Below are 23,996 nucleotides of genomic sequence, written 5' to 3'. Positions count from 1 at the left end.
TCAATGACGACAAAGGGACAAGGTTATCATGCGTACACTCAATCGCCTGTTACTGCTCGGTCTGTTGGCAACCATGCCAGTCGTCACCCTGGCGGCGGACGACGCCCCCTCGGCCGATCCCGAGGTGACCATTCGCACGGAAGGCGATAAAACCATCCAGGAATACCGTCAGAACGGCTTCCTGTATGCGATCAAGATCACGCCAAAAAACGGCAAGCCTTATTTCCTGGTACGCGCCGACGGCACTGATGCCAATTTCATTCGTTCCGACCAGCCGGACATGCTGATTCCGTCCTGGAAGATCTTCGAGTGGTAAGCTGACGCGTATCGTTCACATTAACCTGGCACTTCCCGGCGGAAGTGCCCGTATGGGCATTTTTCATCATGTCAGTTTTCACCCCCGTGACCCGGCCTGAGCTGGAAACCTTTCTGGCGCCGTACCAGCTGGGCCGTCTGCTCGACTTCCAGGGCATCGCCGCCGGTACCGAAAACAGCAACTTCTTCGTCAGCCTGGAACAGGGTGAGTTCGTCCTGACGCTGATCGAGCGCGGCCCGAGCGAAGACATGCCGTTCTTCATTGAGCTGCTCGACGTGCTGCATGACGCCGACATGCCCGTGCCGTACGCCCTGCGTGACCGTGATGGCAATGGCCTGCGCGAACTGTGTGGCAAGCCTGCGTTGCTGCAGCCGCGGCTGTCGGGCAAGCACATCAAGGTACCCAACAACCAGCACTGCGCCCAGGTCGGCGAGTTGCTCGCGCACATCCACCTGGCCACCCGCAACCACGTCATCGAGCGCAAGACCGACCGTGGCCTGGACTGGATGCTGGCGTCTGGCGCCGAGCTGATGCCGCGCCTGAGTGCCGAACAGGTTGCGCTGTTACAGCCGGCGCTGGACGAAATCAATGCACACAAGGCGCAGATCCTGGCCTTGCCACGGGCCAACCTGCACGCCGACCTGTTCCGCGACAACGTGATGTTCGAAGGCACCCACCTGACCGGTGTGATCGACTTCTACAACGCCTGCTCGGGGCCGATGCTTTATGACATCGCCATCACCGTGAACGACTGGTGTATCGATGAGCACGGGGCCCTCGATGTGCCACGCGCCCAGGCGCTGCTGGCGGCCTACGCGACGCTGCGCCCGTTCACCGCCGCCGAGGCCGAGCTGTGGCCCGAGATGTTGCGGGTCGGATGTGTGCGTTTCTGGCTGTCGCGCCTGATTGCGGCGGAATCGTTTGCCGGGATGGATGTGATGATCCATGACCCGAGCGAGTTCGAGGTGCGCCTGGCGCAGCGCCAGCAGGTGGCATTACACCTGCCGTTCGCCCTCTGAACCCACCAAGGGCGATGATGAACCTGTAGGAGCAGCCTTGTGCTGCGAAGAGGCCGGTAATAACAGCAAAGATCCTCTGTGTTTTTACCGGCCTCTTCGCAGCACAAGGCTGCTCCTACCAGGGTCGCGCATGGCCGCAGGCCGGGCGCAACCCCGCCAAAAGGCCGCGCGCCTTAGAGCTGTTCCAGGCACCCCGCCAGGTCGCTACCCAGCTTCTCCAGCAGGCGCTCATAGCCCTTGGCATCTACCGGGTCCGTGCCACCCAAGGCATCCAGTTCGGCCAACCGCACCGGCAACCCCGCCGTCAGCGTCTCCGCCAGGCGCGGCCGCAGCGGCGGCTCGCTGAACACGCAGGTCTTGCCCACTTCCTGCAGGCGCTTGCGCATGGCGGCCACATGCTGCGCGCCCGGCTGCACCTCGGAAGCCACACTGAATACCCCGGTGTGCTTCAGACCATAATTGGCCTCGAAGTAATCGAACGCCTCGTGAAACACGAAGTACGGCTTGTCGGCGATACCCGCCACCCGCGCCTTGATACGCCCATCCAGGGCATCAAGACGCTCGACGAAGGCCTTCAGGTTGGCCTGGTAACGCGCGGCATTGGCGGGGTCGACCTCGGCCAGGTCCGCCGCCATCTTCGCTGCGATCACCCGGGCATTGACCGACGACAGCCACAGGTGCGCGTCGAGGCTGCCTGGGCGGTGATCGTGGTCATGGTCGTCGTGGTCGTCTTCATCATGCGAGTGGCTGTCTTCGCCAAAATGGCGCAACTGCATGCCAGTCAGCGACTGAACCGCAACGGTGGCCTTGTCCCGCCCTTTCAGCACGCGCGGCAGAAAGTTCTCCATGTCCGGCCCGATCCAGTACAGCAGGTCGGCATCCGCGACGCGCCGTACGTCGGAGGGGCGCAGGGCGTAATGGTGCGGCGAAGCGCCAGGCGGCAACAGCACATCCGGGCTGCCAACCCCGTCCTGTACGGCGGCGGCAATCTGCTGCAGCGGTTTGATACTGGTCAGCACACGCACGTCGGCCTGGGCTGAAAATGCGATGAAAGCGACAAAAAGGGCTAGGAATCGGGACACGGTGAATACTCGGCTCGACAGAAACAGGTAACATAATAACGTCTCCATCCAGAACCGTCGCTGCCCATGTCCATCACGCCGCTGGCCAACCGCCCCCACGATCACTCCCATTGCGTACACAGCGCACTGGCCGAAGCCGATGCCTTGTGCACCCGCCAGGGGTTGCGCCTGACCGCACTGCGCCGCCGTGTGCTGGAGCTGGTCTGGCAAAGCCACAAGCCGCTGGGGGCCTACGACATTCTCGCCGTGCTCAGCGAGCAGGACGGCCGCCGCGCCGCACCGCCGACCGTGTACCGCGCCCTGGATTTTCTCCTCGACAACGGCCTGGTGCACCGCATCGCCTCGCTCAACGCCTTCATCGGCTGCAGCCACCCAGAGCATGTGCACCAGGGCCAGTTCCTGATCTGCCGCGCCTGCCATGTGGCCATCGAGCTGGAGCAGGACAGCATCAGCGACGCCATCATCAGCAGCGCCAAGGGCGTCGGCTTCAGCGTCGAAACCCAGACCGTGGAAGTAGTCGGCCTGTGCAGCAACTGCCGGAGCGCGGCATGAGCGACGCACTGATCCGCCTGGAGCAGGTCGGTGTCACCTTCGCCGGCGAGGCGGTGCTCGACAGCATCGACCTGTCAGTGGCACCGGGCCAGATCGTGACCCTGATCGGCCCCAACGGGGCAGGCAAGACCACCTTGGTACGCGCCGTGCTGGGGCTGCTCAAGCCGCACCGGGGCAAAGTCTGGCGCAAGCCGAAGCTGCGCATTGGCTACATGCCGCAAAAAATCCAGGTGGATGCCACGCTCCCGCTGTCGGTGCTGCGCTTTTTGCGCCTGGTACCTGGCGTAGACCGCGCAGCTGCCTTGTCGGCGCTGCAGGAAGTGGGGGCCGAGCAGGTCATCGACAACCCGATCCAGACCATTTCCGGCGGCGAGATGCAGCGCGTGCTGCTGGCCCGGGCGCTGCTGCGCGAGCCACAACTGCTGGTGCTCGATGAGCCGGTGCAAGGGGTCGACGTGGTCGGCCAGACCGAGCTGTACAACCTCATCACCCGCCTGCGCGACCGCCACGGTTGCGGCGTGCTGATGGTTTCCCACGACCTGCACCTGGTGATGAGCGCCACCGACCAGGTGGTCTGCCTCAACCGGCATGTGTGCTGCTCCGGCCACCCCGAGCAGGTCAGCAACGACCCGGCCTTCGTCGAGCTGTTCGGCCAGAACGCGCCAAGCCTGGCGATCTATCACCACCATCACGACCACAGCCACGACCTGCACGGCTCGGTGGTCGCCCCTGGCACCCATGTTCACGGAGAGCACTGCAAGCATGGCTGATTTTCTTCTTTATGCCCTGCTTGCCGGTCTGTCCCTGGCGTTGGTGGCCGGCCCTCTGGGGTCGTTCGTGGTGTGGCGGCGCATGGCCTATTTCGGCGATACCCTGTCCCACGCCGCGCTGCTCGGGGTAGCCCTGGGTTTTGCCCTGGATGTCAGCCCAGCACTGGCGGTAACCGTGGGCTGCCTGCTGCTGGCGTTGCTGCTGGTGACTTTGCAGCAACGCCAACCGCTGGCCTCCGACACCCTGCTTGGCATCCTCGCCCCCAGCACGCTGTCCCTGGGCCTGGTGGTCCTGAGCTTCATGCACGATGTACGCATCGACCTGATGGCCTACCTGTTCGGCGACCTGCTGGCCATCAGCACCACTGACCTTGCCTGGATCCTCGGCGGCAGCGTGTTGGTATTGCTGCTGCTCGCCGCGCTGTGGCGGCCGTTGCTGGCCGTGACCGTGCATGAAGAATTGGCCATGGTCGAGGGCCTGCCAGTGGCGGGCCTGCGCCTGGCCTTGATGCTGTTGATTGCCGTGGTGATCGCCGTGGCGATGAAGATCGTCGGTGTGCTGTTGATTACCTCGCTGCTGATCATCCCCGCCGCCGCCGCGCAACGCCACGCCCGCTCGCCCGAGCAGATGGCCTTGGGCGCCAGCCTGCTGGGGGTGACGGCGGTGTGTGGTGGCTTGGCCATGTCCTGGTTCAAGGACACCCCGGCCGGCCCTTCCATCGTGGTCTGCGCGGCAGTGCTATTCTTGCTGAGCCTGGCCCTGCCAAAACGCTGAAAACCGGGGTGCGCAACAGCGCACCCTGCAACCTTTTCGCGGGTAAAAGGTCTGTAAGACTTGTTTTCGAGCGTGCGCACCTGGGTGTAGACTTGCTCGCTTTTTGCGCAAATAGAGAGTCGCAGGAATGAAGCCGTTCGCCTCCCGTTATCTGCTTGTTGCCGCGTTTTCCCTGTTCCTGGCTGCCTGTTCCAGTGCCCCGGTCGAACAGGCCGATGCACCTGCCCAAGCCGATGCCTGGCAGCAGTTGCAACAGAACATCGCCAGCAATGAGCTGGCTACCGCCGAAGACCAGTTGGCTGCCTTGCAGGCCCAGTCACCCGTTGACCCGCGCCTGGAGCAGTACCAGCGGCAGCTGGCCGAAGCGTACCTGCAGCGTAGCCAGATCGTCCTGCAGAAGGGCGACGTCAACGCTGCAGCCACCGCCTTGGCACGTGCCCGCGCGCTGATGCCCCAGGCCCCGGCGGTCACCGGTGGCGATGCCGTCAGCCAGGCCCGTAAGGCCGAGCTGGAAAAGGCCGAGGCTGCGCTGAAGGCGGCCGAGGCCAAGCCCCAGGCGCGCGTGATCGACCCGACTGCACCGAGCACCGTGATTGCGCTGAAGACCACGGACATTGCCGCCATGCGCCGCCAGCTCGATGAGATTGCTGCCGATGTGGTGAGTTATCAGTGCGACGTGGTGTTCCAGGTGCCGCGCACCGAGGATGCGCCTTGGTTGAAGACGCTGCTGGAAAAGCGGGTGCACAAGATTGACAGCGGGTTCAAGCTAAACCAGAAGCACGAAATTCAGCGCAAGCTGCCCGCCCAGGTGGTACTGGTCCCGCATCAGCGCTGAACAGCTTCGCGGGGCAAGCCCGCTCCCACAAATGCCACCACTGCCCTCGGGAACTGTGGTGCACTTGTAGGAGCTGGCTTGCCTGCGATGGGCTGCAAAGCAGCCCCCCTTAGGCCAGTACTGGTCCCGCATCAGCGCTGAACAGCTTCGCGGGTCAAGCCCGCTCCCACAAATGCCACCAATGCCCTCGGGAACTGTGGTGCACTTGTAGGAGCTGGCTTGCCGGCGATGGGCTGCAAAGCAGCCCCCCTTAGGCCGGCACCGCCTCAGCAGCCGCCTCCCGCTCCCAAACCCGATGCCCCTCTACCGCTTTCACAAAGGCATCCACGGTTTTCTGGTCATCCCCCAGCAGCAAGCCCTTGTCTTCCTTGAGCCCCAAGCTGCCCAGCAATGCCTTGCCTTCCTTGGCCAACGCGATCGCCTTCAGGTGCTTGTAGCCTTCCAGCAGGAAGTGCTTGGCCAAGCCACTGGCGCCCAACGCATCCAGCGACGCCTTGCCAGCCGGCACCAGAATGCCGTCGAACATGATCGAAGGCATGCCCTCCATCGACGCATCCACCGGCAGCGGCTTGCCTTGGGCGGTTTTAACCGGCGCCGAACTTGGCCCCAGCACCAGAATGCGCGCACTGTGCGCCTCCAGCGCCTTGACCAACTGATCGACACTCGCCCCATCTACCCCATCGGCCACCAGCACGGCAATTTTGCGGCCTTTGATACCGACACTGCCCGGGTGATTCATCTGGCTCAAGGCCGGTGATTGCGCCAACTTGCTGCCTTTGACCTGCACCGTGCCAGCCTTGGGCGCAGGCAAGCCCAGGTTGGCCGCCACCGCTGCTGCCAGCTTCAGGTCGATGTTGGCCAGAATCTCGTTCACCTCACGCACGCGGATGTGCTCGCGCTCCACCTTGCCCAGCTCGAAGCTGTACGCCTTGATAATGTGCTGCTGCTCATTGGGGCTCATGCTGTGGAAGAACAAACGCGCCTGCGAGAAGTGATCGCCGAACGACTCGCTGCGCTGGCGAATTTTCACCGCGTCGATGCGTTCCTGATAGCTCTCAAAGCCGCCATCCTGGGCCGCGGCAGGGGTTTCTTTCGGCCAGCCGCCGTCAATCGAGTTGGGTTCGTAGGACGCGCGGCCCTTGTGGATAGTCTGCCGGTGCAGCGCGTCACGCTGGTTGTTATGGTTCGGCGCGACCGGGCGGTTGATCGGAATCTCATGGAAGTTCGGCCCACCCAGCCGGCTCAGTTGCGTGTCGGTATAGGAGAACAACCGGCCTTGCAGCAGGGGGTCATTGGAAAAGTCGATGCCCGGCACGATATGCCCAGGGCAGAACGCGACCTGCTCCACTTCAGCAAAGAAATTGTCGGGGTTACGGTTGAGCACCATCTTACCCAACGGTGTAACCGGCACCAGTTCTTCGGGGATGATCTTGGTGGGGTCGAGCAGGTCGAACTCGAATTTGTGCTCATCGGCTTCCGGCACGATCTGTACGCCCAGCTCCCACTCAGGGTAGTCGCCGGTCTCGATGGCCTCGCTCAGGTCGCGGCGGTGGAAGTCGGTGTCCTTGCCCGCAAGCTTTTGCGCTTCGTCCCACAGCACGGAGTGCACGCCTTGGCGCGGCTTCCAGTGGAACTTGACGAAGCTGGCCACGCCTTCGGCATTGATCAGGCGGAAGGTGTGGATGCCAAAGCCCTCCATCATCCGCAGGCTGCGCGGAATGGCGCGGTCTGACATGGCCCACATGACCATGTGCGCCGACTCCGGCACCAGCGAAACGAAGTCCCAGAACGTGTCGTGGGCCGAACCGCCGGTGGGCATCTCGTTGTGCGGCTCGGGCTTCACCGCATGCACAAAGTCGGGGAACTTGATCGCATCCTGGATGAAGAACACCGGCATGTTGTTGCCAACCAGATCGAAATTGCCTTCATCGGTGTAGAACTTGACGGCAAAACCACGCACGTCGCGCACCGTGTCACCTGAGCCACGCGGGCCCTGCACGGTGGAAAAGCGCACGAACACCGGGGTGATCTTCTCGGGGTCCTGCAGGAAACCGGCCTTGGTCAGCTCGGCGTGGTTGCCGTAGCTCTGGAAGTAACCATGGGCGCCGGTGCCTCGGGCATGGACGATGCGTTCAGGGATGCGCTCATGATCGAAGTGGGTGATCTTCTCGCGCATGATGAAGTCTTCGAGCAGCGAAGGCCCACGTGGCCCGGCCTTGAGGGTGTTCTGGTTATCGGCGATCTTCACGCCTTGATTGGTGCGCAGGGCCTGGCCTGTGGCATCGCTGCGCACATTTTCAAGGCTCTGCAGCTTGGTATTGGTATTGGCATGATCAGGGCTGTTGACCCCGGCTGCCTGGCTTTCTTTGGGTGCATCAACTTTCTTGCTGGGCATGGTCGGCTTTCCTCATCAGTCATCAGGCATTGCCCGTGAGGGCTTGTTCTATTAGTGACTGGAGCCCGATTGGCTACGTTCAATAAGCTTTACCGGTTGTCGCGTTATGCCCGCCGGGTTGGTGCATTACGAAATAAATGCTAAGAACAGCTATGGGAAAAGGCTAAAATGCGCCACCCCAGCTAACCGCTGCCCCAAATTCCATGCGCCCCACAAGGTTCGCTACGTGATCGAGTTCCAACATGTGCACAAGACCTACCGCGTCGCCGGTAGGGAAATCCCCGCCCTCAACCCGACCAGCCTGACCATCGAAGATGGCCAGGTGTTCGGCCTGATCGGCCACTCCGGCGCCGGCAAAAGCACCCTGCTGCGCCTGATCAACCGCCTCGAAGAGCCTTCGGGCGGCAAGATCATCGTCGATGGCGAGGACGTTACCGCGTTCAACGCCAACCAGCTGCGCGGCTTCCGCCAGCAGGTCGGGATGATTTTCCAACACTTCAACCTGCTGGCCTCCAAGACCGTGGCCGACAACGTGGCCCTGCCATTGACCCTGGCCGGCGAGCTGTCGCGCAGCGACATCGACAAGCGCGTCACCGAGCTGCTGGCCCGCGTCGGCTTGCAAGACCACGCCAAGAAGTACCCCGCGCAGTTGTCGGGCGGCCAGAAGCAGCGCGTCGGCATCGCCCGCGCCCTGTCTACCAACCCGAAGATCCTGCTGTGCGACGAAGCCACCAGCGCGCTTGACCCGCAGACCACTGCGTCGGTGCTGCAACTGCTGGCCGAGATCAACCGTGAGCTGAAGCTGACCATCGTCCTGATCACCCACGAAATGGACGTGATCCGCCGGGTCTGCGACCGCGTGGCCGTGATGGACGCCGGGCAGATCGTCGAACAAGGGCCGGTGGCCGATGTGTTCCTGCACCCGCAGCACGCGACTACCAAGCGTTTCGTCCAGGAGGACGAGCAGGTCGATGAAGGCGAGCAGCGTGATGACTTCGCCCACGTACCCGGCCGCATCGTGCGCCTGACCTTCCAGGGCGAGGCCACCTACGCACCGCTGCTGGGCACCGTCGCCCGCGAGACGGGCGTTGACTACAGCATCCTGGCCGGGCGTATCGACCGCATCAAGGATGTCCCCTATGGGCAGCTGACCCTGGCCGTCACCGGCGGCGACATGGACGCGGCGTTCGACCGCTTCAAGGCAGCTGACGTACATATGGAGGTACTGCGTTGATGGACGCCCTGAATTTCTTTGCCAACGTCGACTGGGCCGAAATCTGGCTGGCCACCATCGACACCATGATCATGCTGTTCGGCTCGCTGTTCTTCACCGTGCTGCTGGGCCTGCCGTTGGGCGTGCTGCTGTTCCTTTGCGGGCCGCGCCAGATGTTTGAGCAAAAAGGCGTGTACGCGCTGCTGTCGCTGGTCGTCAACATCCTGCGTTCGCTGCCGTTCATCATTTTGCTGATCGTGATGATCCCGATCACCGTGCTGATCACCGGCACCTCGCTGGGCGTCGCCGGCGCCATTCCGCCACTGGTGGTCGGGGCCACGCCGTTCTTCGCACGCCTGGTCGAAACCGCCCTGCGTGAAGTGGACCGCGGCATCATCGAAGCCACCCAGTCGATGGGCGCCACAACGCGCCAGATCATCACCAGCGCGCTGCTGCCCGAAGCCCGCCCCGGCATCTTCGCGGCCATCACCGTGACCGCCATTACCCTGGTGTCGTACACCGCCATGGCCGGTGTGGTCGGCGCGGGCGGCCTGGGCGACCTGGCCATCCGCTTCGGCTACCAGCGCTTCCAGACCGATGTCATGGTCGTGACCGTGGTGCTGTTGCTGGTGCTGGTTCAAGTCCTGCAGAGCGTGGGCGACAAACTGGTCGTGCATTTTTCCCGTAAGTAACCCCAATGGGGTCGGCCTGGCCGACCCGTTCGGGGGCCGTCGCGGCCCTCACAAGGAGTGATCAATGAAGAAGCTGCTTGCTGTTGCTGCCGCTGTCGCGGCCTTCTCGGCCCACGCCGATACCCTGACCGTCGCCGCCACGCCGGTGCCGCACGCCGAGATACTCAACTTCGTCAAACCGCAACTGGCGAAAGAAGGCGTGGAGCTGAAGGTCAAGGAATTCACCGACTACATCCAGCCGAACGTGCAGGTGGCCGAGAAGCGCCTGGACGCCAACTTTTTCCAGCACCAGCCGTACCTGGATGAGTTCAACAAGGCCAAGGGCACCGACCTGGTCAGCGTGACCGGCGTGCACATCGAGCCGCTGGGCGTTTACTCGACCAAGGTCAAGAAGCTCGGCGAGCTGCTCCCCGGCGCTACCGTGGTCATCCCCAACGACGCCACCAACGGCGGCCGCGCGCTGCTGCTGCTGGACAAGGCCGGCGTGATCAAGCTCAAGGACAACAAGAACATCCTGTCGACCGTTAAGGATGTTGTCGAAAACCCGATAAACGTGAAGTTCCGTGAGCTGGAAGCGGCCACCATCCCGCGCGTGCTGACCCAGGTCGATGCGGCCCTGATCAACACCAACTATGCGCTGGAAGCCAAGCTGAACCCTGAGAAAGACGCGCTGGCCATCGAAGGCAGCGACTCGCCATACGTGAACATCCTGGTTGCCCGCCCGGACAACAAAGACTCCGAAGACATGAAGAAACTGGCGGCCGCGCTGCACTCGCCAGAGGTGAAGCAGTTCATCAACGAGAAGTACAAGGGTGCAGTGGTGCCGGCGTTCTGAATCAAATTTCTGGGCCGCTTAGCGGCCCAGTCTCAGGCAACCAGCGCCCTGCTTGCGAGTTTTTTAACTGGCGCACGCCACACCTCCCCTTGCACAGGGTCGCTGGCAGTCTTGAAATAACAACGTTTCAATTAATGATATAAAATCCAGCAATTGGTTTCACTGCCTGAAAATTAGGCTAAGCGTTATCCCTGCGCGACAGCAAAGCAAGGGCATCTAAGTAATTATTGTAAGTCAAGCCTAGTTGCGGGTCTTTAACCGAACCGCGAACATCAGCCACATTTTTTGCAGTGCTCTTAAGCGCTCCAAAAACATACTGCCGTTGGTCAGGGGTCAAGGCCCCCGTACTCGGTATCAACTCCTGATCCCTTTGCTTTACGGCTGCCTTCACATTTGTTTTTATTGAAGCGATGTCGCGACCTGGGCTTCCACTAGCAGTGCCGTGTACAGGCATGGTGGCCTGCAAATCCAAGCGTTGCTCGGGCTGACTGACTGTGGGCGGCGACCACTCGGGGTTGTACTCCACGCGCTCCAACACTTCAGCAAGAGAGAGTCCTAGACCTTCAGAAACTCGTCGAGGGCTGGGAGAGCGAGAGCGGCCTGAGGAAGTGCTGGTTCCAGCTTTTGGCGGTCCCGGCGCATGGCCGCTGTGATCACTGAAGTTAACTGGGTCACCACTGCAATACATATAGCCATTCGTCCCGCCAACAGAAAAGGGGCTCAAGCTGTCAGGCGAATGGAAACGCATGAGGGCTGGATTGTAGAAACGGTATCCATTGCCGAGGAAGTAGCCGTTCAGCCCGCTTGCTTTCAACTGCCCGGTGAAGCCCAGCCAGGATTGCAACAAGGTTTCCAGCCCATATGGCGTATAACCGCCAGCACGTATTTCGTTTCGATCGATTTCACTCAGGGGGGAGGCTTGCTTGTCAGTACTCAAAAGCAAGGTTGACACTCGGCCCTCAAGGGTACTGCACTCTGCCAAAACCATATTCTGCGTAATGACAAAGTGTCGGGCATGCCCTGGCTGCAACGCCGCCTGCACTTCGCCGTTCTTATAAAAAAGCCTAAGTTTGCAGTCAGGGAACATATCATTCGCTCACTTGTATTGGCATGAGCGCAAGCCTGCGTTAAATAAGACTCCCATTCAACTAGTAAAAATACCAGGTCTGAGGTTCCTCGATCGCAGGCAAGCCACCTTCTATGAACATCCTAGAACCGGCTTAACTGCGAACATGGGGCCAAAGTCAATCCCGCTTAACCAGCCCCGGCAACTGCGCCACCAGCTTCTGGTTGTTGAACGGCGCACGAATGAACCCGCGCTGACGCCCATCCGGCCCAACGATCGCCAGGTTGCCGCTGTGATCCACGGTGTACCCAGGCTTACTGGTATCGGCCGGAATGAACGGAATGCTCAAGGCATTGGCCAGCTTCTGGGTGTCTTCGACCGACCCCGCCACCCCCACAAAATCTTTGTCGAAATAGCCCAGGTACTGCTTGAGCTGGTTCGGCGTGTCGCGATTCGGGTCCACGCTCACCAGCACCACCTGCAACCGGTCCACGGCTTCCTTGGGCAATTCGCTCTTCACCTGGCGCAACTGGGCCAGGGTGGTGGGGCAGATGTCTGGGCAATAGGTGTAGCCGAAGAACAGCAGCGACCATTTCCCCTTGAGGTCATCCAGCTGCACGGGCTGGCCATCCTGGTTGGTCATGGTCACATCCGCCACCGTACGGCTCTGCGGCAAGAGGATGATGCCGGCGTCGATCAGCTCGGTGGGGTTCGGCTGATCGCGGCCATTGAGCACCTTGTTGACGGTCAGGCCCAGGATCAACGCGACCAGGGCGACGAGGATGAAGACGGTTTTCTGGGTTCGGGTCATAGGTTCAACAACAGGTAGTGGTCAATGAGCAATGCGATGAACAGCGCGAACAAGTAGCCGATAGAGTACTTGAAGGTGCCAATCGCCGCGTGCGGCCGGCTGCCACGGTACAACACCCAGGCCCACTGCAGGAAGCGCAGGCCCAAGGCGAGGGCACAGGCGAGGTACAACGGGCCGCTCATGTGGATGGCATAGGGCAGCAGGCTCACCGCCAGCAAAATCAGGGTGTAGAGCAGGATATGCAGCGCGGTGTAGCGTTCGCCATGGGTCACCGGCAGCATCGGGATATCGGCCTTGGCGTACTCCGCTTTGCGGTGGATGGCCAAGGCCCAGAAGTGCGGCGGGGTCCAGGCGAAGATAATCAGCACCAGCAACAGCGGCTCGGCACTGACATGGCCGCTGACCGCCACCCAGCCAAGCAGTGGCGGCGCCGCGCCGGCCAGGCCACCAATCACGATGTTCTGCGGCGTGGCACGCTTCAAGAAGCCGGTGTAGAGCACCGCATAGCCCAGCAACGACGCCAGGGTCAGCCAGGCGGTCAGGCTGTTGGTGAACACCAGCAACAGCGCCATGCCCAGCACCGCCAGTGCCAACGCAAAGGCCAGCGCCGGTAGCGGCGCGACCCGGCCTGTGGCCAACGGCCGTTTGTGGGTACGCGCCATCAAGGCGTCGATGCGCCGGTCTACCACGTGGTTGACCACCGCCGCGGCGCCCGCACACAGGCCAATGCCCAGGTTGCCGAACAGCAGCACGCTCCAGGCAACGCCTGCGCGGCTGGCGAGGAACATGCCTGCCAGGGAGGTGATCAACATCAGCACCACCACCTTGGGCTTGGTCAGCTCCAGATAATCGCGCCAACCTGCCCGTCGTACGCTTAGAAGCGTCGCCACGAATCGTTCCTCATAGGGTGGGAGATATCCACGCCCACCACCGGCGTCAGGCGCCAGCCATGGCCGACGCGCACTTTGTCGACCACGCGGATGCGGTAATTGACCAGCACCATGCTCATCAACAGCATGGCCCCACCTGCGTTATGGGCCACTGCCACGCCAAGCGGCAGGTGGAACAGCACGTTGCTGATGCCCAGGCCGACCTGCACGGCCAAGGCCAGCAACACCAGCCGGGCCAGGCCAGAAAGGCCGCAGCGGTACAGCTTGAAGCTCAGCATCAGCAGCACGGCACTGACCAGCAAGGCACCCAGCCGGTGGCTGATGTGGATGGCCGTGCGCGCATCGCTGTCCAGTTGCCCGCCCAGGTAGTTGGGGCCGACGTGCTGGGTCAGGTGAAAGCCGTTGCTGAAGTCCGCTGCCGGCCACCATTGGCCGTGGCAGGTCGGCAAGTCGATACAGGCGACCGCCGCATAATTGGCGCTGACCCAGCCCCCCAGGGCGATCTGGCCGATCACCACCAACAGCGCCAGGGCCGCGATCCGGCGCAGGCTTAACGGCAGTTTTGGCAATGGCGCAAAGGCCCGGGATAGACGCAGAGACAGCAGAAACAGCAGGCTCAAGGTGGTGAACCCACCCAGCAGGTGCGCGGTGACCACTTGCGGCCACAGCTTGAGGGTTACTGTCCACATGCCAAACGCCGCCTGGGCCAACACTACTCCCAGCAACAGCACCGGCAAGCGGTAGGGCTGGCCATCACGTGCATGCCGGCGCACGGCCTGCAACGCCAGCCAGGCAATCACCAGCGCCAGGGTGCCGGCGAAGTAGCGATGGACCATCTCGGCCCAGCCCTTGGCGGCTTCCACCGGGTGTTCGGGGAAGTGCATTTCGGCATGGGCCAGCTGGGCGTCGGTCTTCGGCACACTGATAAAGCCATAGCAGCCGGGCCAATCGGGGCAGCCCAGGCCTGCATGGGTCAGGCGGGTATAGGCGCCCAGCAGCACGACCAGCAGTGCCAGCAGGGTGGCGAACACAGCGAGGCGGAATCCGGGTCTGGCCATGACAGGCTCCTAGCCGATGTTGGACAACTTGAGCAGGTGGCGCAGGTCGTCCAGCACGTGCTTGCCGTTGACCTTGGCGTCGTAACGCAACACCAAGTTGCCGTGCGGGTCGACGATCCACAGTTGCGGGCCAAGCTCACCGACCTTGTTCAGGTAGCGCTGGGCATCCAGCGGGTAGCGTTGCAACTGCGGGTACTCACGGCCGAGCTGCGCCTGGTAGTCAGCGCTCAACGGCTGCGCGGCAGCCAGCGCATGGCTGGCACGGCCGGCATCACGGCCCAGGCCAACTTGTATCTGCCGGGCCAGGTACACCAGGCGCTGGCAATCTTCGGCGCAGGCCTCGGGCGTGCTGACCAACACTTGCCAGCGCGCGTCCTGGCCATCGATGCCGATATCGCTGCGGCTCTCGCCGTTACCGATCATCGCGCCGTGGTAGCTGCGGCCGTCTGGCACCCAGAACTTGAGCTTGTACATGCTGGTGGCCAGGATCATCGGGCCGAGCACTACCAGCAGAATCAGAATCAGCTGCAAACGCCCGCGGGTTCTGGGCTTGCTGCGTTCAGGCACGTCCAGTGGACGGGTGGCGGCGGCCATGGTGGTTCTCCTTTTTGTTGTTGTGCCAGCCAAAGTAGAGGTAAAGCAGCACCAGCGCGGTGGCCAAGGCAAACCACTGCACCGCATAGCCCAGGTGCTTTTCCGGCCCCAGCGCAACGACCGGCCAACCCAGGCGATAGCTGGCCGGCCCGGGCTCCAGGCGCAGCTCATGGGCGTAGCCTTCGCGGCCCAATTGCTGCCACAGCTGGGCGGCATCGATGGCCGTCAGCAAGTGCGGCCATTGGCCGCCGGCTGGGTCCGGGTGCAGCTGGAAGGTGCTGCCAGGCGCCACATACACCGACGCGTCCAGCGCCAGCGGCTGCGCCGGGGTTGTGAAGTGCACCGGCACGCGGCGGTCCGGCCACGGCAACCAGCCGCGGTTGACCAGCAACCACAGCCCACTGGCCTGGTCATGGAAGGGCTGCAACAGCTCGACGCCGGCCTCGCCGTCGCGCATTCGGTTATCCAGCAGCAGGCTGTGTTCACCATCGAAACGGCCGTACAGGTGCACACGGCGGTAGGCGGCATCGTCGCGTTGCTGCAACTGGGCAGTGGAGAGCGGCGTGTCGAGGCTGCGCTCGGCATAGGTCGCCAGCAGCGCGCGCTTTTCGTCGGCGCGGCCCAATTGCCAGCAGCCAAGCGCGATCAACCCCGGTAGCAGCGCAAGCACCACCAGGGTCGGTACCCAACCTGGGCGAAACGGCCTCACAGGCGCCTCGCTATACTTATCCACATCACCGCATCCCCCCGGAGAAGCGCCATGCTCAAGGCCGCGATTGTCCTGATGCTGTTGGCCACGGTTGCCAGCCTGTTCAGTGGCCTGGTGTTCCTGGTCAAGGACGACGAAAACTCGACCCGCTTGCTGAAGGCACTGACCGTGCGCGTGACCCTGGCGGCCCTGACCATCGGCCTGGTGGCCTACGGCTTCATCAGTGGCCAGCTGGTGTCACACGCCCCCTTCTGAACCTGTATCGCCTTGACTGGCCTGCACATGTGTCAAAGCACATACACAAAGATGAACAGCCCCACCCACACCACATCGACGAAGTGCCAGTACCAGCTGGCTGCCTCGAAGCCGAAGTGTTTGTCGGGGTTGAAGTGCCCGCGCAGGATGCGCACGAACATCACGATCAAGATGATCGTGCCCAGCGTCACGTGGGCGCCGTGGAAGCCGGTGAGCATGAAGAAGGTCGCGCCGTAGATCCCCGAGCCCAGCGTCAGCCCCAGCTTGGTATAGGCCTCGTGGTACTCGTAGGCCTGCAGCGTGATGAAGCTGATGCCCAGCGCGATGGTCAGCGCCATCCACAGTTTCAGCGCACCCCGGTGGTCACGCCGCAAGGCATGGTGGGCAATGGTGATGGTCACACTCGAGCTCACCAGCAAAATGGTGTTGATCAACGGCAAGTGCCAAGGGTCAATGACTTCCTTGGGCGGCGGGAACAGTTTCGGGTCAGGCGTGTGCAGCAGCGGCCAGGCAAACTCGAAGCTGGGCCACAGCATGTGCGCAACGCCCTTGGCCCCTTCACCGCCCAGCCACGGCCCGGCCAATACGCGGACGTAGAACAGCGCGCCGAAAAAGGCCAGGAAGAACATCACCTCGGAAAAGATGAACCAGCTCATGCCCCAGCGGAACGAACGGTCCAGCTGCGGGCTGTACAGCCCGCCACGGCTTTCTTTCACCACCGCCCCGAACCAGCCGAACAGCATGTAGGCCAGGCACAGCGCGCCGACGAAGAAAATCAACGGCCCATGGGAGTCGGGGTGCCCGGCTTTCATGTCGTTGAACCAGGTGCCAAGGCCGAACACCGTAATGAACATGCCGACCGTCGCGATGATCGGCCACTTGCTCTGCGCCGGAACGTAGTAGTGCTCATGACTTGCCATTGCTGTTCTCCTTCCCTTAACGGGCGCCCTGGACGTCCTGGGCCGCAACATGCGCGACCGGCGGGTGGCGAGCGGTGATGTCGAACAAGGTGTAGGCCAGTGTCAGGTGCTTCACGCTGGCCGGCAGATCGCGGTCGACGATGAAGCGCACCGGCATCTCGATGCGTTCGCCGGGCTGCAGCACCTGCTGGGTAAAGCAGAAGCACTCGGTCTTGTGGAAGTACGCCGCGGCCTCGGCCGGGGTGATGCTGGGTATCGCCTGGGCGCTCATCGGCCGGTCGGTCGGGTTGCGCGCGACGAAGATCATCTGGTTGACCGCACCTGGGTTCACGTCGATCTGATCGGCCGTGGAGTAGAAATCCCAGACCATGTCGCTGGCGTTGGTCGACATGAACTGCACCCGTACCGAGCGCGACGGGTCGCTGACCTGGCTGCCTTCGTACTGGCCGCCGGTCTTGCCATTGATGCCAAAGGCCTTGCACATCACGTCGTAGATCGGCACCAGGGCGAAACCGAAGGCGAACATCACCACCGTCAGCATCAGCAGGCGCATGACCAGGCGTTTGAGCGACAGGCCGTTCATGGCTATTTCACGTCCGGTGGCGTCTGGAAGGTGTGGTAAGGCGCAGGCGAGGGGATCGACCACTCCAGGCCTTCGGCACCGTCCCAGGGTTTGGCCGGCGCCGGGGCGCCGCCGCGGATGCACTTGATGACGATGAACAGGAAGAAGATCTGCGTGGCACCGAACATGAACGCGCCGATCGAGGAGACCATGTTGAAGTCGGCGAACTGCAGGTTGTAGTCCGGAATACGCCGCGGCATGCCCGCCAAGCCCACGAAGTGCATGGGGAAGAAGGCCATGTTCATGCCGACGAACGACAGCCAGAAGTGCAGCTTGCCGAGGGTTTCGTCATACATGTGGCCGGTCCATTTCGGCAGCCAGTAGTAGGCCGAGGCGAAGATGCCGAAGATCGCCCCAGGCACCAGCACGTAGTGGAAGTGCGCGACCACGAAGTACGTGTCGTGGTACTGGAAGTCGGCAGGCGCGATGGCCAGCATCAACCCGGAGAACCCGCCGATGGTGAACAGGATGACGAAGGCGATGGCGAACAGCATCGGCGTCTCGAAGGTCAGCGACCCTTCCCACATGGTGCTGACCCAGTTGAACACCTTCACCCCGGTCGGCACGGCAATGAGCATGGTGGCGTACATGAAGAACAGCTCGCCCACCACTGGGATGCCGACCACGAACATGTGGTGCGCCCAGACGATGAACGACAGGAAGGCGATCGCCCCCGTGGCATAGACCATCGAGGTGTAGCCGAACAGCGGCTTGCGCGAGAATGCCGGGATGATCGAGCTGACCGCGCCGAACGCCGGCAGGATCATGATGTACACCTCGGGGTGGCCGAAGAACCAGAACACGTGCTGGAACAGCACCGGGTCACCGCCCCCCGCGGCGCTGAAGAAGCTGGTGCCGAAGTGGATGTCCATCAGCATCATGGTCACCACACCGGCCAGCACCGGCATCACGGCAATCAGCAGGAACGCGGTGATCAGCCAGGTCCAGACGAACAGCGGCATTTTCATCAAGGTCATGCCGGGGGCGCGCAGGTTGAGGATGGTGGCAATGACGTTGATCGCGCCCATGATCGAGCTGATGCCCATCAGGTGGATGGCAAAGATGAAGAAGGTCACGCTGGCCGGGGCATAGGTGGTCGACAGTGGCGCGTAGAAGGTCCAGCCGAAGTTCGGCCCGCCGCCGGGGCTGAACAAGGTCGAGACCAGCAGCAGGAAGGCCGCAGGCAACAGCCAGAAGCTGAAGTTGTTCATCCGCGGCAGGGCCATGTCCGGCGCGCCAATCATCAGCGGGATCATCCAGTTGGCCAGGCCTACGAAGGCTGGCATCACCGCACCGAACACCATGATCAGCCCGTGCATGGTGGTCATCTGGTTGAAGAACGCTGGCTCGACGATCTGCAGCCCCGGCTGGAACAGCTCGGCGCGGATCACCATGGCGAACGAGCCACCGAGCAGGAACATCATGAAGGCGAACCACAGGTACATCGTGCCGATGTCCTTGTGGTTGGTGGTCAGCACCCAGCGCATCAGGCCCTTGGCCGGGCCGTGGGCATGCTCATGGCCGTGGGCGTGGTCGTCGATCACTGCACTCATGTCCTGTCTCCTGCAATCCATTGATTGCCGCGAGTAACCCGGTTCATTGCGCTTCTGCCTGCTTGAGCGCCAGCACATCCTTCGGCGTGACCATGTCGCCCTTGTTGTTGCCCCAGGCGTTGCGCTCGTAAGTGACCACGGCGGCAATGTCGACTTCCGAGAGCTGCTTGCCGAACGCGGCCATGGCCGTGCCGGGCTTGCCGTGGAAGACGATGCTCAGGTGGCCTTCCTTCGGCCCGGTGGCAATCTTCGAGCCCTTGAGGGCCGGGAACATCGGCGGCAGGCCCTGGCCTTCGGCCTGGTGACAGGCCACGCAGGTGGTGTGGTAGACCTTGTCGCCGCGCTCGACCAGCTCTTCGAGGGTCCACTCTTTGCTGGTCAGCTCCTTGAGCTTGGCCGCCTCGGCCTTGCGTTCGCCCAGCCAGGTGTCGTAATCGGCCTTGGACTTGACCTCGACCACCACCGGCATGAAGCCGTGGTCCTTGCCGCACAGCTCGGTGCACTGGCCGCGGTAGATGCCGGGCTTCTCGATGCGCGTCCAGGCCTCGTTGACGAAGCCTGGGATGGCATCACGCTTGACCGCGAACGCCGGCACCCACCAGGAATGGATCACGTCGGCGGCGGTTACCAGAAAGCGCACTTTCGCGCCCACCGGCAGCACCAGCGGCTGGTCGACTTCGAGCAGGTAGTGCTCGTCCTTGGGGGCCTTGTTGTGAATCTGATCGGCGGGGGTGGCCAGGTTGCTGAAGAACTCCACGTCCTGGCCCAGGTACTTGTAGTGCCACTTCCACTGGTAGCCCGTGACCTGGATGTCGATGTCCGACTCACTGGCGTCGTAGATGTCGATCAGGGTCTTGGTCGCGGGGATGGCCATGGCCACCAGGATCAGGAACGGCACCACGGTCCACATGATTTCGACCCAGGTGTGCTCGTGAAAATGCGCTGCCTGTTGGCCTGTGGAACGGCGGTGGACGACCATCGACCAGAACATCGCGCCGAACACCACGATGCCGATGATCACGCAGATCCAGAAGATGGTCATGTGCAGGTCGAAGACGGCGTTGGAGACTTCCGTCGCCCCCGGGTGCATGTTGACGGTCCAGGCGGCGTTGGCCTGTCCGAAAACCGTCCACAACAGGAGGCCCATCCAGACATGTGGATGTCGCATCATTGCGGGTTCCCCTTCTAATTCTTGTAGTCCCGAAGGCGTGGCCTGCGGCAAGAGGGAACGGCGGTCAAGACTGCCTGGCTTCGACGACCGAGCCCCTGCAAAAGCAGACGGGCCTCATCAACGAATCACGTTCAACGGGAGTATAGACAGCGACCAATGGCACGCAATGCAGCCTGTGAAATGAACTTCACGAAATTGCGCAATGCCCTGAAAACCGCGCGCTTGATAGGATATGGCGCAATAGTGGCATACCGATATGCCAGAGCAAGCACACGTTTGCGCGGTTTATAACAAATACGTCTTAGGTATTCTGTATACCGAGCTAATTTAGTGTCTTCCGTTTGACACGTAATGTCCCTGGAGTTGTCATGAACATCGCTGCTGTACGCGAGCAGATTAGCCAAGCCCATCAACACGAACTTGAAACCGGCCAACTGAAAGAACGTCTAGAGCTACAACTGCCGCATTTGCACCCCTCGATCCAGCTACCTGAGCAGGACGCCCAGGGTAGTTTGGCGCGTTTCGTCAGCGCCTATATCGACCAGGTTCCAGAGCTGCTGGAGGCTGCCCACGAGGTAGCCCGTGAAGCGGGGATCGAGTCGCAGATCAAACCGGTACTGAAAATTGCCGAAGCTTATTTCCAGCAGCCGCCCACGGTGATGCAAGGGCATGTCGGGCTGGATTGCCTGCTGGACGAGGCCTACCTGGCGCATCGCCTGGTGGAGGAGGTCAACGACCTGTACATCCGCCACTTCAAGCAGCCGTTGATTCCGTTCGACACCACGATGGCCAACCTGATTGCCCATCAACTGATCGGCGAGACCTTCGCCAACCAGCTCGATGAAGTGGTGCATCATTCGGTCGACGAGATGCTCAATGACGAGAGCTTTGCGGTGGAATCGGTGGAGGCTTATCGCGAGAAACTGAGCAGCCCGGAAACCGGCAACGCCTGGAAGCGTTGGCCGTGCCTGTCGCGTCAGCTGGGTGTGGAGCTGGGCCAGCCTGCCTGATACTCCTGTCCCGGCCTCTTCGCGGGGCAAGCCCGCTCCCACAAAGGGTATGCAATTCACCCTGTAGGAGCGGGCTTGCCCGCGAAGAGGCCAGATCAGGCAACACAACAGCTAAATACTAAGCCCCAACCCCCGCCGTCGTCCGCAGCCGCCCCTCGATGCGCCGCTTCAAGCGCCGCTGCTCGATCAACAAGCGCGACCCATTGGCTGCATTGCTCCGGCCCCAGTCCTCCAGCAGTTCCAGGCATGAGTGGTCGATATAGCTGAGGTTGCCCAACGGCACATGCAAGGTGGTCCCCGCCGGCACCGTGTCCAGCACCTGGGTCAACGCCGGCACCTTGAGGAAGGTCGCAGCGCCACTCAGGCGCAGTTCCATGTGCCCAGGCTTGCCCAGGCTCACCAGGTTGATTTTCAACCGCGCCGCCTTGAAGGCCAGCTTGAGCAAGGTCAAGGCAAAGCCCAGCAGTACACCGGTCAGCAGGTCGGTGAAGATGATCGCCAGGGCCGTCGCCGCATAGGTGAACATCGGCATGCGGCCATACCGTCCCAATCCACGAAACGCCTTGAAGTCCACCAGCTTGATGCCGGTAAACACCAGCACACCCGCCAAGCTCGCCACCGGGATCTGCTGCAGCACACTGCTCAACACCACGACAAACGCCAACAGCCACAAGCCATGGAAAATCGCCGAGGCTCGGGTCTGCGCGCCGGCCTGGACATTCGCCGAGCTGCGCACGATCACCCCGGTCATTGGCAGGGCGCCGAGCACACCGCACAGCATGTTGCCGATGCCCTGGGCGGACAGTTCACGGTCGAAGTCCGAGCGCTGGCCGCTGTGCATACGGTCCACCGCGGCAGCCGACAACAGGGTCTCGGCACTGGCAATGAACGCCAGGGCGAATGCCGCCACCAGCAAGGTCGGGTCGGCCAGGTTCATCAGGTCATCCAGGCGGATCCAGTCGATGGCCTCGGAAAGGTCTGCCGGCACCTGCACCCGGTTCACCGGCAGCGCCAGCCACAGGCTGATGGCAGTCATCGCTGCTACGCCCAGCAAGGCACCGGGCACGAACCGCAGCTGTTGCGGCCGCAAGCGCTCCCAGCCCCACATGATGGCGATGGTACCCAGCCCAAGTGCACCGGCTTGCCAGCCGGCCTCTGCGCTTTCCAACGGCAGGGCTGCGGCCAGGGTTGCCGGAAACGCCAGCAGGTTCTGCATGCCCGAAGGCTGCGGCGCCGTGTCGAACATCACATGCACCTGCGACAGTACGATCAGCACACCAATACCCGCCAGCATGCCGTACACCACGGCCGGTGCCGTGACGCGGAACCAGCAGCCCAGGCGCAAGCGCCCCGCCAGCAATTGCAACAGCCCGGCCAGCAGCAGGATCGGCCCGAGCATGGCCACGCCGTGCTGGCGCACCAACTCGAACACCAGCACCGCCAAGCCGGCGGCAGGGCCACTGACCTGCAGCGGCGAGCCCGCCAGGAAGCCCACCACGACGCCACCGATAATGCCGGTGATCAGGCCCTTGGCAGGCGGCATCCCCGAGGCGATGGCGATGCCCATGCACAAGGGCAGGGCGACCAGAAATACCACCACCGACGCCAACAACTCTCGCGGCAAGGCCGCTTTCAACTGTGTCATGTTCACCGTGTTTCTCCATTTATCTGTTGCACGGCCATTCCTCTGGCCGTGAGCACGTTGGCCCCTGAAAGACGCGCAGGCGCGGACCGCCAGCGAGCATGCCGGCAAGGCAATCAGGGAATTCAAGGCAGCCGAAGGCCGCGCCACACCCCTACAGGGTGCAGCCGGCTATCAAGGTTCTAGCGGTGGAAGGGTCGCTTAGTAGCGGCCTCTCGGGGTAGCGCAGGGGACCGGCTCGCCCGCAGCCAGGGGCAGGAAGCTGTCGCTGGCAGCGTCATAGGCTTCGATCTTGCTGGTCTCGATGTCGTAGACCCAACCGTGGATATACAGCTCACCCGCCGCCAGGCGCGAGGCGACCGAGGGGTGAGTGCGCAGGTGATGCAACTGGGCGATGACGTTTTCTTTGGTCAGCACCTGCATGGTCTCGTGCTCGCTGCCGCAGGAGCAGTTGTTCTCAACCACGGTGCGTGCCACTTCGGCATGGCGCAGCCAAGCGGAAACCGTCGGCATCTTGGTCAGCGATTGCGGGTTGAGTACCGCACGCATCGCGCCGCAGTCCGAGTGGCCACAGACGATGATGTGGTGTACACCCAGTGCCAGTACCGCGTATTCGATGGCGCTGGAGACGCCGCCGTTCATCTGACCATACGGGGGCACCACGTTGCCGACGTTACGGGTCACGAACAGGTCGCCTGGCGAGCTTTGGGTAATCAGCTCGGGGACGATGCGCGAGTCGGCACAGGTGATGAACATGGCGCGTGGCGTTTGCGCGGTGGCGAGCTTCTTGAACAGCTGTTGCTGCTCGGGGAAGACGTCATGGTGAAAGCGCAGAAAGCCGTCGACGATGTGCTTCAGGGCGGCATCGGCGCTCTCGGCGGGTACATCCGGAACGACCTTGGATGGGTCCTTGACGGGCATGATTCATCCTCTTGACGGTGTGAAGGTAAGTCCATTTTACCGGTGAAAGATTCAGGCTATGCAGGGATTTAGATGACGCGCACAGGCCACAGATCACAGTCTTCGTTGACTGATTGCCTACGCTAGCGGGGAAAACTTAACTGAAACTTAATTCGGAGGCTCTAGAACAGGCGTTCCAGATAGGTAAGGCGGGATTTCAATAATAGCAAAAAAACATCAATTGCCTAGTACCATTACTGTAATTATTCACTTGGATTAGTGGTACTAGGGTTACCTGTAGGAGCAGCCTT

25 protein-coding genes are annotated in these 23,996 nt (G+C 62.3%); 11 read left to right on the top strand and 14 right to left on the bottom strand.

Annotated elements, in window-relative coordinates; translation table 11 throughout:
• Positions 1–28: 28 nt before the first annotated feature.
• On the top strand, positions 29–316 hold the full coding sequence (locus AC5PZ0_RS07615; RefSeq protein ID WP_010951520.1) for a DUF2782 domain-containing protein: 288 nt from the start codon (positions 29–31) through the stop codon (positions 314–316).
• A gap of 68 nt (positions 317–384) precedes the next feature.
• Complete coding sequence (locus AC5PZ0_RS07610; protein WP_099428011.1) at positions 385–1,335, top strand: homoserine kinase; 951 nt, start codon at positions 385–387, stop codon at positions 1,333–1,335.
• A gap of 173 nt (positions 1,336–1,508) precedes the next feature.
• Here the strand turns inward: AC5PZ0_RS07610 and AC5PZ0_RS07605 are convergent, their stop codons facing one another.
• The gene (locus AC5PZ0_RS07605; RefSeq protein WP_265967453.1) at positions 1,509–2,465 is read right to left on the bottom strand and encodes a zinc ABC transporter substrate-binding protein; all 957 of its coding nucleotides are present in this window, start codon (positions 2,463–2,465) and stop codon (positions 1,509–1,511) included.
• A gap of 18 nt (positions 2,466–2,483) precedes the next feature.
• Here AC5PZ0_RS07605 and zur point away from each other — a divergent pair, with 18 nt between their 5' ends.
• From zur to AC5PZ0_RS07585, 4 genes are all read left to right on the top strand, one after another.
• Entirely contained in the window at positions 2,484–2,969 is a 486-nt protein-coding gene (gene zur / locus AC5PZ0_RS07600; RefSeq protein WP_027591979.1) for a zinc uptake transcriptional repressor Zur, read from the top strand.
• Positions 2,966–3,739 carry a zinc ABC transporter ATP-binding protein ZnuC gene (gene znuC / locus AC5PZ0_RS07595; RefSeq protein WP_027591980.1) on the top strand — a complete coding sequence of 258 codons (774 nt, stop codon included), beginning with the start codon at positions 2,966–2,968 and terminating at the stop codon, positions 3,737–3,739. The genes zur and znuC overlap by 4 nt, the downstream gene beginning before the upstream one ends.
• Positions 3,732–4,514: a zinc ABC transporter permease subunit ZnuB gene (gene znuB / locus AC5PZ0_RS07590; RefSeq protein WP_027591981.1), complete on the top strand. Its 783-nt coding sequence runs from the start codon at positions 3,732–3,734 to the stop codon at positions 4,512–4,514. Before znuC ends, znuB begins: the two co-directional genes overlap by 8 nt.
• Positions 4,515–4,641: 127 nt before the next feature.
• The gene (locus AC5PZ0_RS07585; protein ID WP_085272111.1) at positions 4,642–5,349 is read left to right on the top strand and encodes a PA5502 family lipoprotein; all 708 of its coding nucleotides are present in this window, start codon (positions 4,642–4,644) and stop codon (positions 5,347–5,349) included.
• Positions 5,350–5,599: 250 nt separating this feature from the next.
• On the opposite strand, the gene katE is transcribed toward AC5PZ0_RS07585, so the two are convergent.
• On the bottom strand, positions 5,600–7,744 hold the full coding sequence (gene katE, locus AC5PZ0_RS07580) for a catalase HPII (RefSeq protein ID WP_493854608.1): 2,145 nt from the start codon (positions 7,742–7,744) through the stop codon (positions 5,600–5,602).
• Positions 7,745–7,970: 226 nt separating this feature from the next.
• On the opposite strand from katE, the gene AC5PZ0_RS07575 reads away from it, so the two are divergent.
• The 3 genes from AC5PZ0_RS07575 (at position 7,971) to AC5PZ0_RS07565 (ending at position 10,484) form a co-directional block, all read left to right on the top strand.
• Positions 7,971–8,978, top strand: coding sequence for a methionine ABC transporter ATP-binding protein (locus AC5PZ0_RS07575; RefSeq protein ID WP_493854607.1), 1,008 nt, complete (start codon positions 7,971–7,973; stop codon positions 8,976–8,978).
• Complete coding sequence (locus AC5PZ0_RS07570) at positions 8,978–9,649, top strand: methionine ABC transporter permease (protein WP_027591985.1); 672 nt, start codon at positions 8,978–8,980, stop codon at positions 9,647–9,649. The genes AC5PZ0_RS07575 and AC5PZ0_RS07570 overlap by 1 nt, the downstream gene beginning before the upstream one ends.
• 64 nt (positions 9,650–9,713) lie before the next feature.
• Complete coding sequence (locus tag AC5PZ0_RS07565; RefSeq protein WP_493854606.1) at positions 9,714–10,484, top strand: MetQ/NlpA family ABC transporter substrate-binding protein; 771 nt, start codon at positions 9,714–9,716, stop codon at positions 10,482–10,484.
• 178 nt (positions 10,485–10,662) lie between these two features.
• Here the strand turns inward: AC5PZ0_RS07565 and AC5PZ0_RS07560 are convergent, their stop codons facing one another.
• The 6 genes from AC5PZ0_RS07560 to AC5PZ0_RS07535 all read right to left on the bottom strand — a co-directional run bounded on the left by AC5PZ0_RS07560 (position 10,663) and on the right by AC5PZ0_RS07535 (position 15,612).
• The gene (locus AC5PZ0_RS07560; RefSeq protein WP_493854605.1) at positions 10,663–11,571 is read right to left on the bottom strand and encodes an RHS repeat-associated core domain-containing protein; all 909 of its coding nucleotides are present in this window, start codon (positions 11,569–11,571) and stop codon (positions 10,663–10,665) included.
• Between the two features lie 157 nt (positions 11,572–11,728).
• On the bottom strand, positions 11,729–12,361 hold the full coding sequence (locus tag AC5PZ0_RS07555) for an SCO family protein (RefSeq protein WP_339549289.1): 633 nt from the start codon (positions 12,359–12,361) through the stop codon (positions 11,729–11,731).
• Positions 12,358–13,251, bottom strand: coding sequence for a heme o synthase (cyoE, locus tag AC5PZ0_RS07550; RefSeq protein WP_265967457.1), 894 nt, complete (start codon positions 13,249–13,251; stop codon positions 12,358–12,360). The genes AC5PZ0_RS07555 and cyoE overlap by 4 nt, the downstream gene beginning before the upstream one ends.
• The gene (locus tag AC5PZ0_RS07545) at positions 13,236–14,309 is read right to left on the bottom strand and encodes a COX15/CtaA family protein (RefSeq protein WP_027591989.1); all 1,074 of its coding nucleotides are present in this window, start codon (positions 14,307–14,309) and stop codon (positions 13,236–13,238) included. The genes cyoE and AC5PZ0_RS07545 overlap by 16 nt, the downstream gene beginning before the upstream one ends.
• A gap of 9 nt (positions 14,310–14,318) precedes the next feature.
• Positions 14,319–14,903 (bottom strand): PA_0111/PP_0108 family redox-active disulfide protein, encoded by a 585-nt coding sequence (locus AC5PZ0_RS07540; RefSeq protein ID WP_493854604.1) that lies wholly within the window; start codon positions 14,901–14,903, stop codon positions 14,319–14,321.
• Complete coding sequence (locus AC5PZ0_RS07535; protein ID WP_493854622.1) at positions 14,869–15,612, bottom strand: SURF1 family protein; 744 nt, start codon at positions 15,610–15,612, stop codon at positions 14,869–14,871. Before AC5PZ0_RS07535 ends, AC5PZ0_RS07540 begins: the two co-directional genes overlap by 35 nt.
• Before the next feature lie 51 nt (positions 15,613–15,663).
• Between AC5PZ0_RS07535 and AC5PZ0_RS07530 the strand changes: the two genes are divergently transcribed.
• Positions 15,664–15,867: a twin transmembrane helix small protein gene (locus AC5PZ0_RS07530; protein ID WP_027591992.1), complete on the top strand. Its 204-nt coding sequence runs from the start codon at positions 15,664–15,666 to the stop codon at positions 15,865–15,867.
• A gap of 32 nt (positions 15,868–15,899) precedes the next feature.
• On the opposite strand, the gene AC5PZ0_RS07525 is transcribed toward AC5PZ0_RS07530, so the two are convergent.
• Genes AC5PZ0_RS07525 through coxB form a run of 4 tightly spaced genes read right to left on the bottom strand, consistent with a single transcriptional unit; the run spans position 15,900 to position 20,133 of the window.
• The gene (locus tag AC5PZ0_RS07525) at positions 15,900–16,787 is read right to left on the bottom strand and encodes a cytochrome c oxidase subunit 3 (RefSeq protein WP_027591993.1); all 888 of its coding nucleotides are present in this window, start codon (positions 16,785–16,787) and stop codon (positions 15,900–15,902) included.
• Positions 16,788–16,803: 16 nt separating this feature from the next.
• Positions 16,804–17,370 (bottom strand): cytochrome c oxidase assembly protein, encoded by a 567-nt coding sequence (locus AC5PZ0_RS07520; RefSeq protein WP_027591994.1) that lies wholly within the window; start codon positions 17,368–17,370, stop codon positions 16,804–16,806.
• Between the two features lie 2 nt (positions 17,371–17,372).
• Entirely contained in the window at positions 17,373–18,962 is a 1,590-nt protein-coding gene (ctaD, locus tag AC5PZ0_RS07515; RefSeq protein ID WP_027591995.1) for a cytochrome c oxidase subunit I, read from the bottom strand.
• Positions 18,963–19,005: 43 nt separating this feature from the next.
• Complete coding sequence (coxB, locus tag AC5PZ0_RS07510) at positions 19,006–20,133, bottom strand: cytochrome c oxidase subunit II (RefSeq protein ID WP_085272114.1); 1,128 nt, start codon at positions 20,131–20,133, stop codon at positions 19,006–19,008.
• A gap of 368 nt (positions 20,134–20,501) precedes the next feature.
• On the opposite strand from coxB, the gene AC5PZ0_RS07505 reads away from it, so the two are divergent.
• Positions 20,502–21,143, top strand: a complete 642-nt coding sequence (locus AC5PZ0_RS07505) for a hypothetical protein (protein ID WP_027591997.1) — start codon at positions 20,502–20,504, stop codon at positions 21,141–21,143.
• Positions 21,144–21,261: 118 nt separating this feature from the next.
• On the opposite strand, the gene AC5PZ0_RS07500 is transcribed toward AC5PZ0_RS07505, so the two are convergent.
• Both AC5PZ0_RS07500 and AC5PZ0_RS07495 read right to left on the bottom strand, forming a co-directional pair.
• Positions 21,262–22,788, bottom strand: a complete 1,527-nt coding sequence (locus tag AC5PZ0_RS07500; RefSeq protein WP_265967501.1) for a SulP family inorganic anion transporter — start codon at positions 22,786–22,788, stop codon at positions 21,262–21,264.
• Between the two features lie 198 nt (positions 22,789–22,986).
• A complete protein-coding gene (locus AC5PZ0_RS07495) occupies positions 22,987–23,706 on the bottom strand; it encodes a carbonic anhydrase (protein ID WP_099428002.1) in 720 nt (239 codons plus the stop codon).
• Positions 23,707–23,996 lie beyond the last annotated feature (290 nt).

It is taken from the genome of Pseudomonas sp. 5.2, from assembly GCF_059025405.1.
Note: the sequence above shows the minus strand (reverse complement) of the source record. Positions and strands in the feature narration are given on the sequence as shown.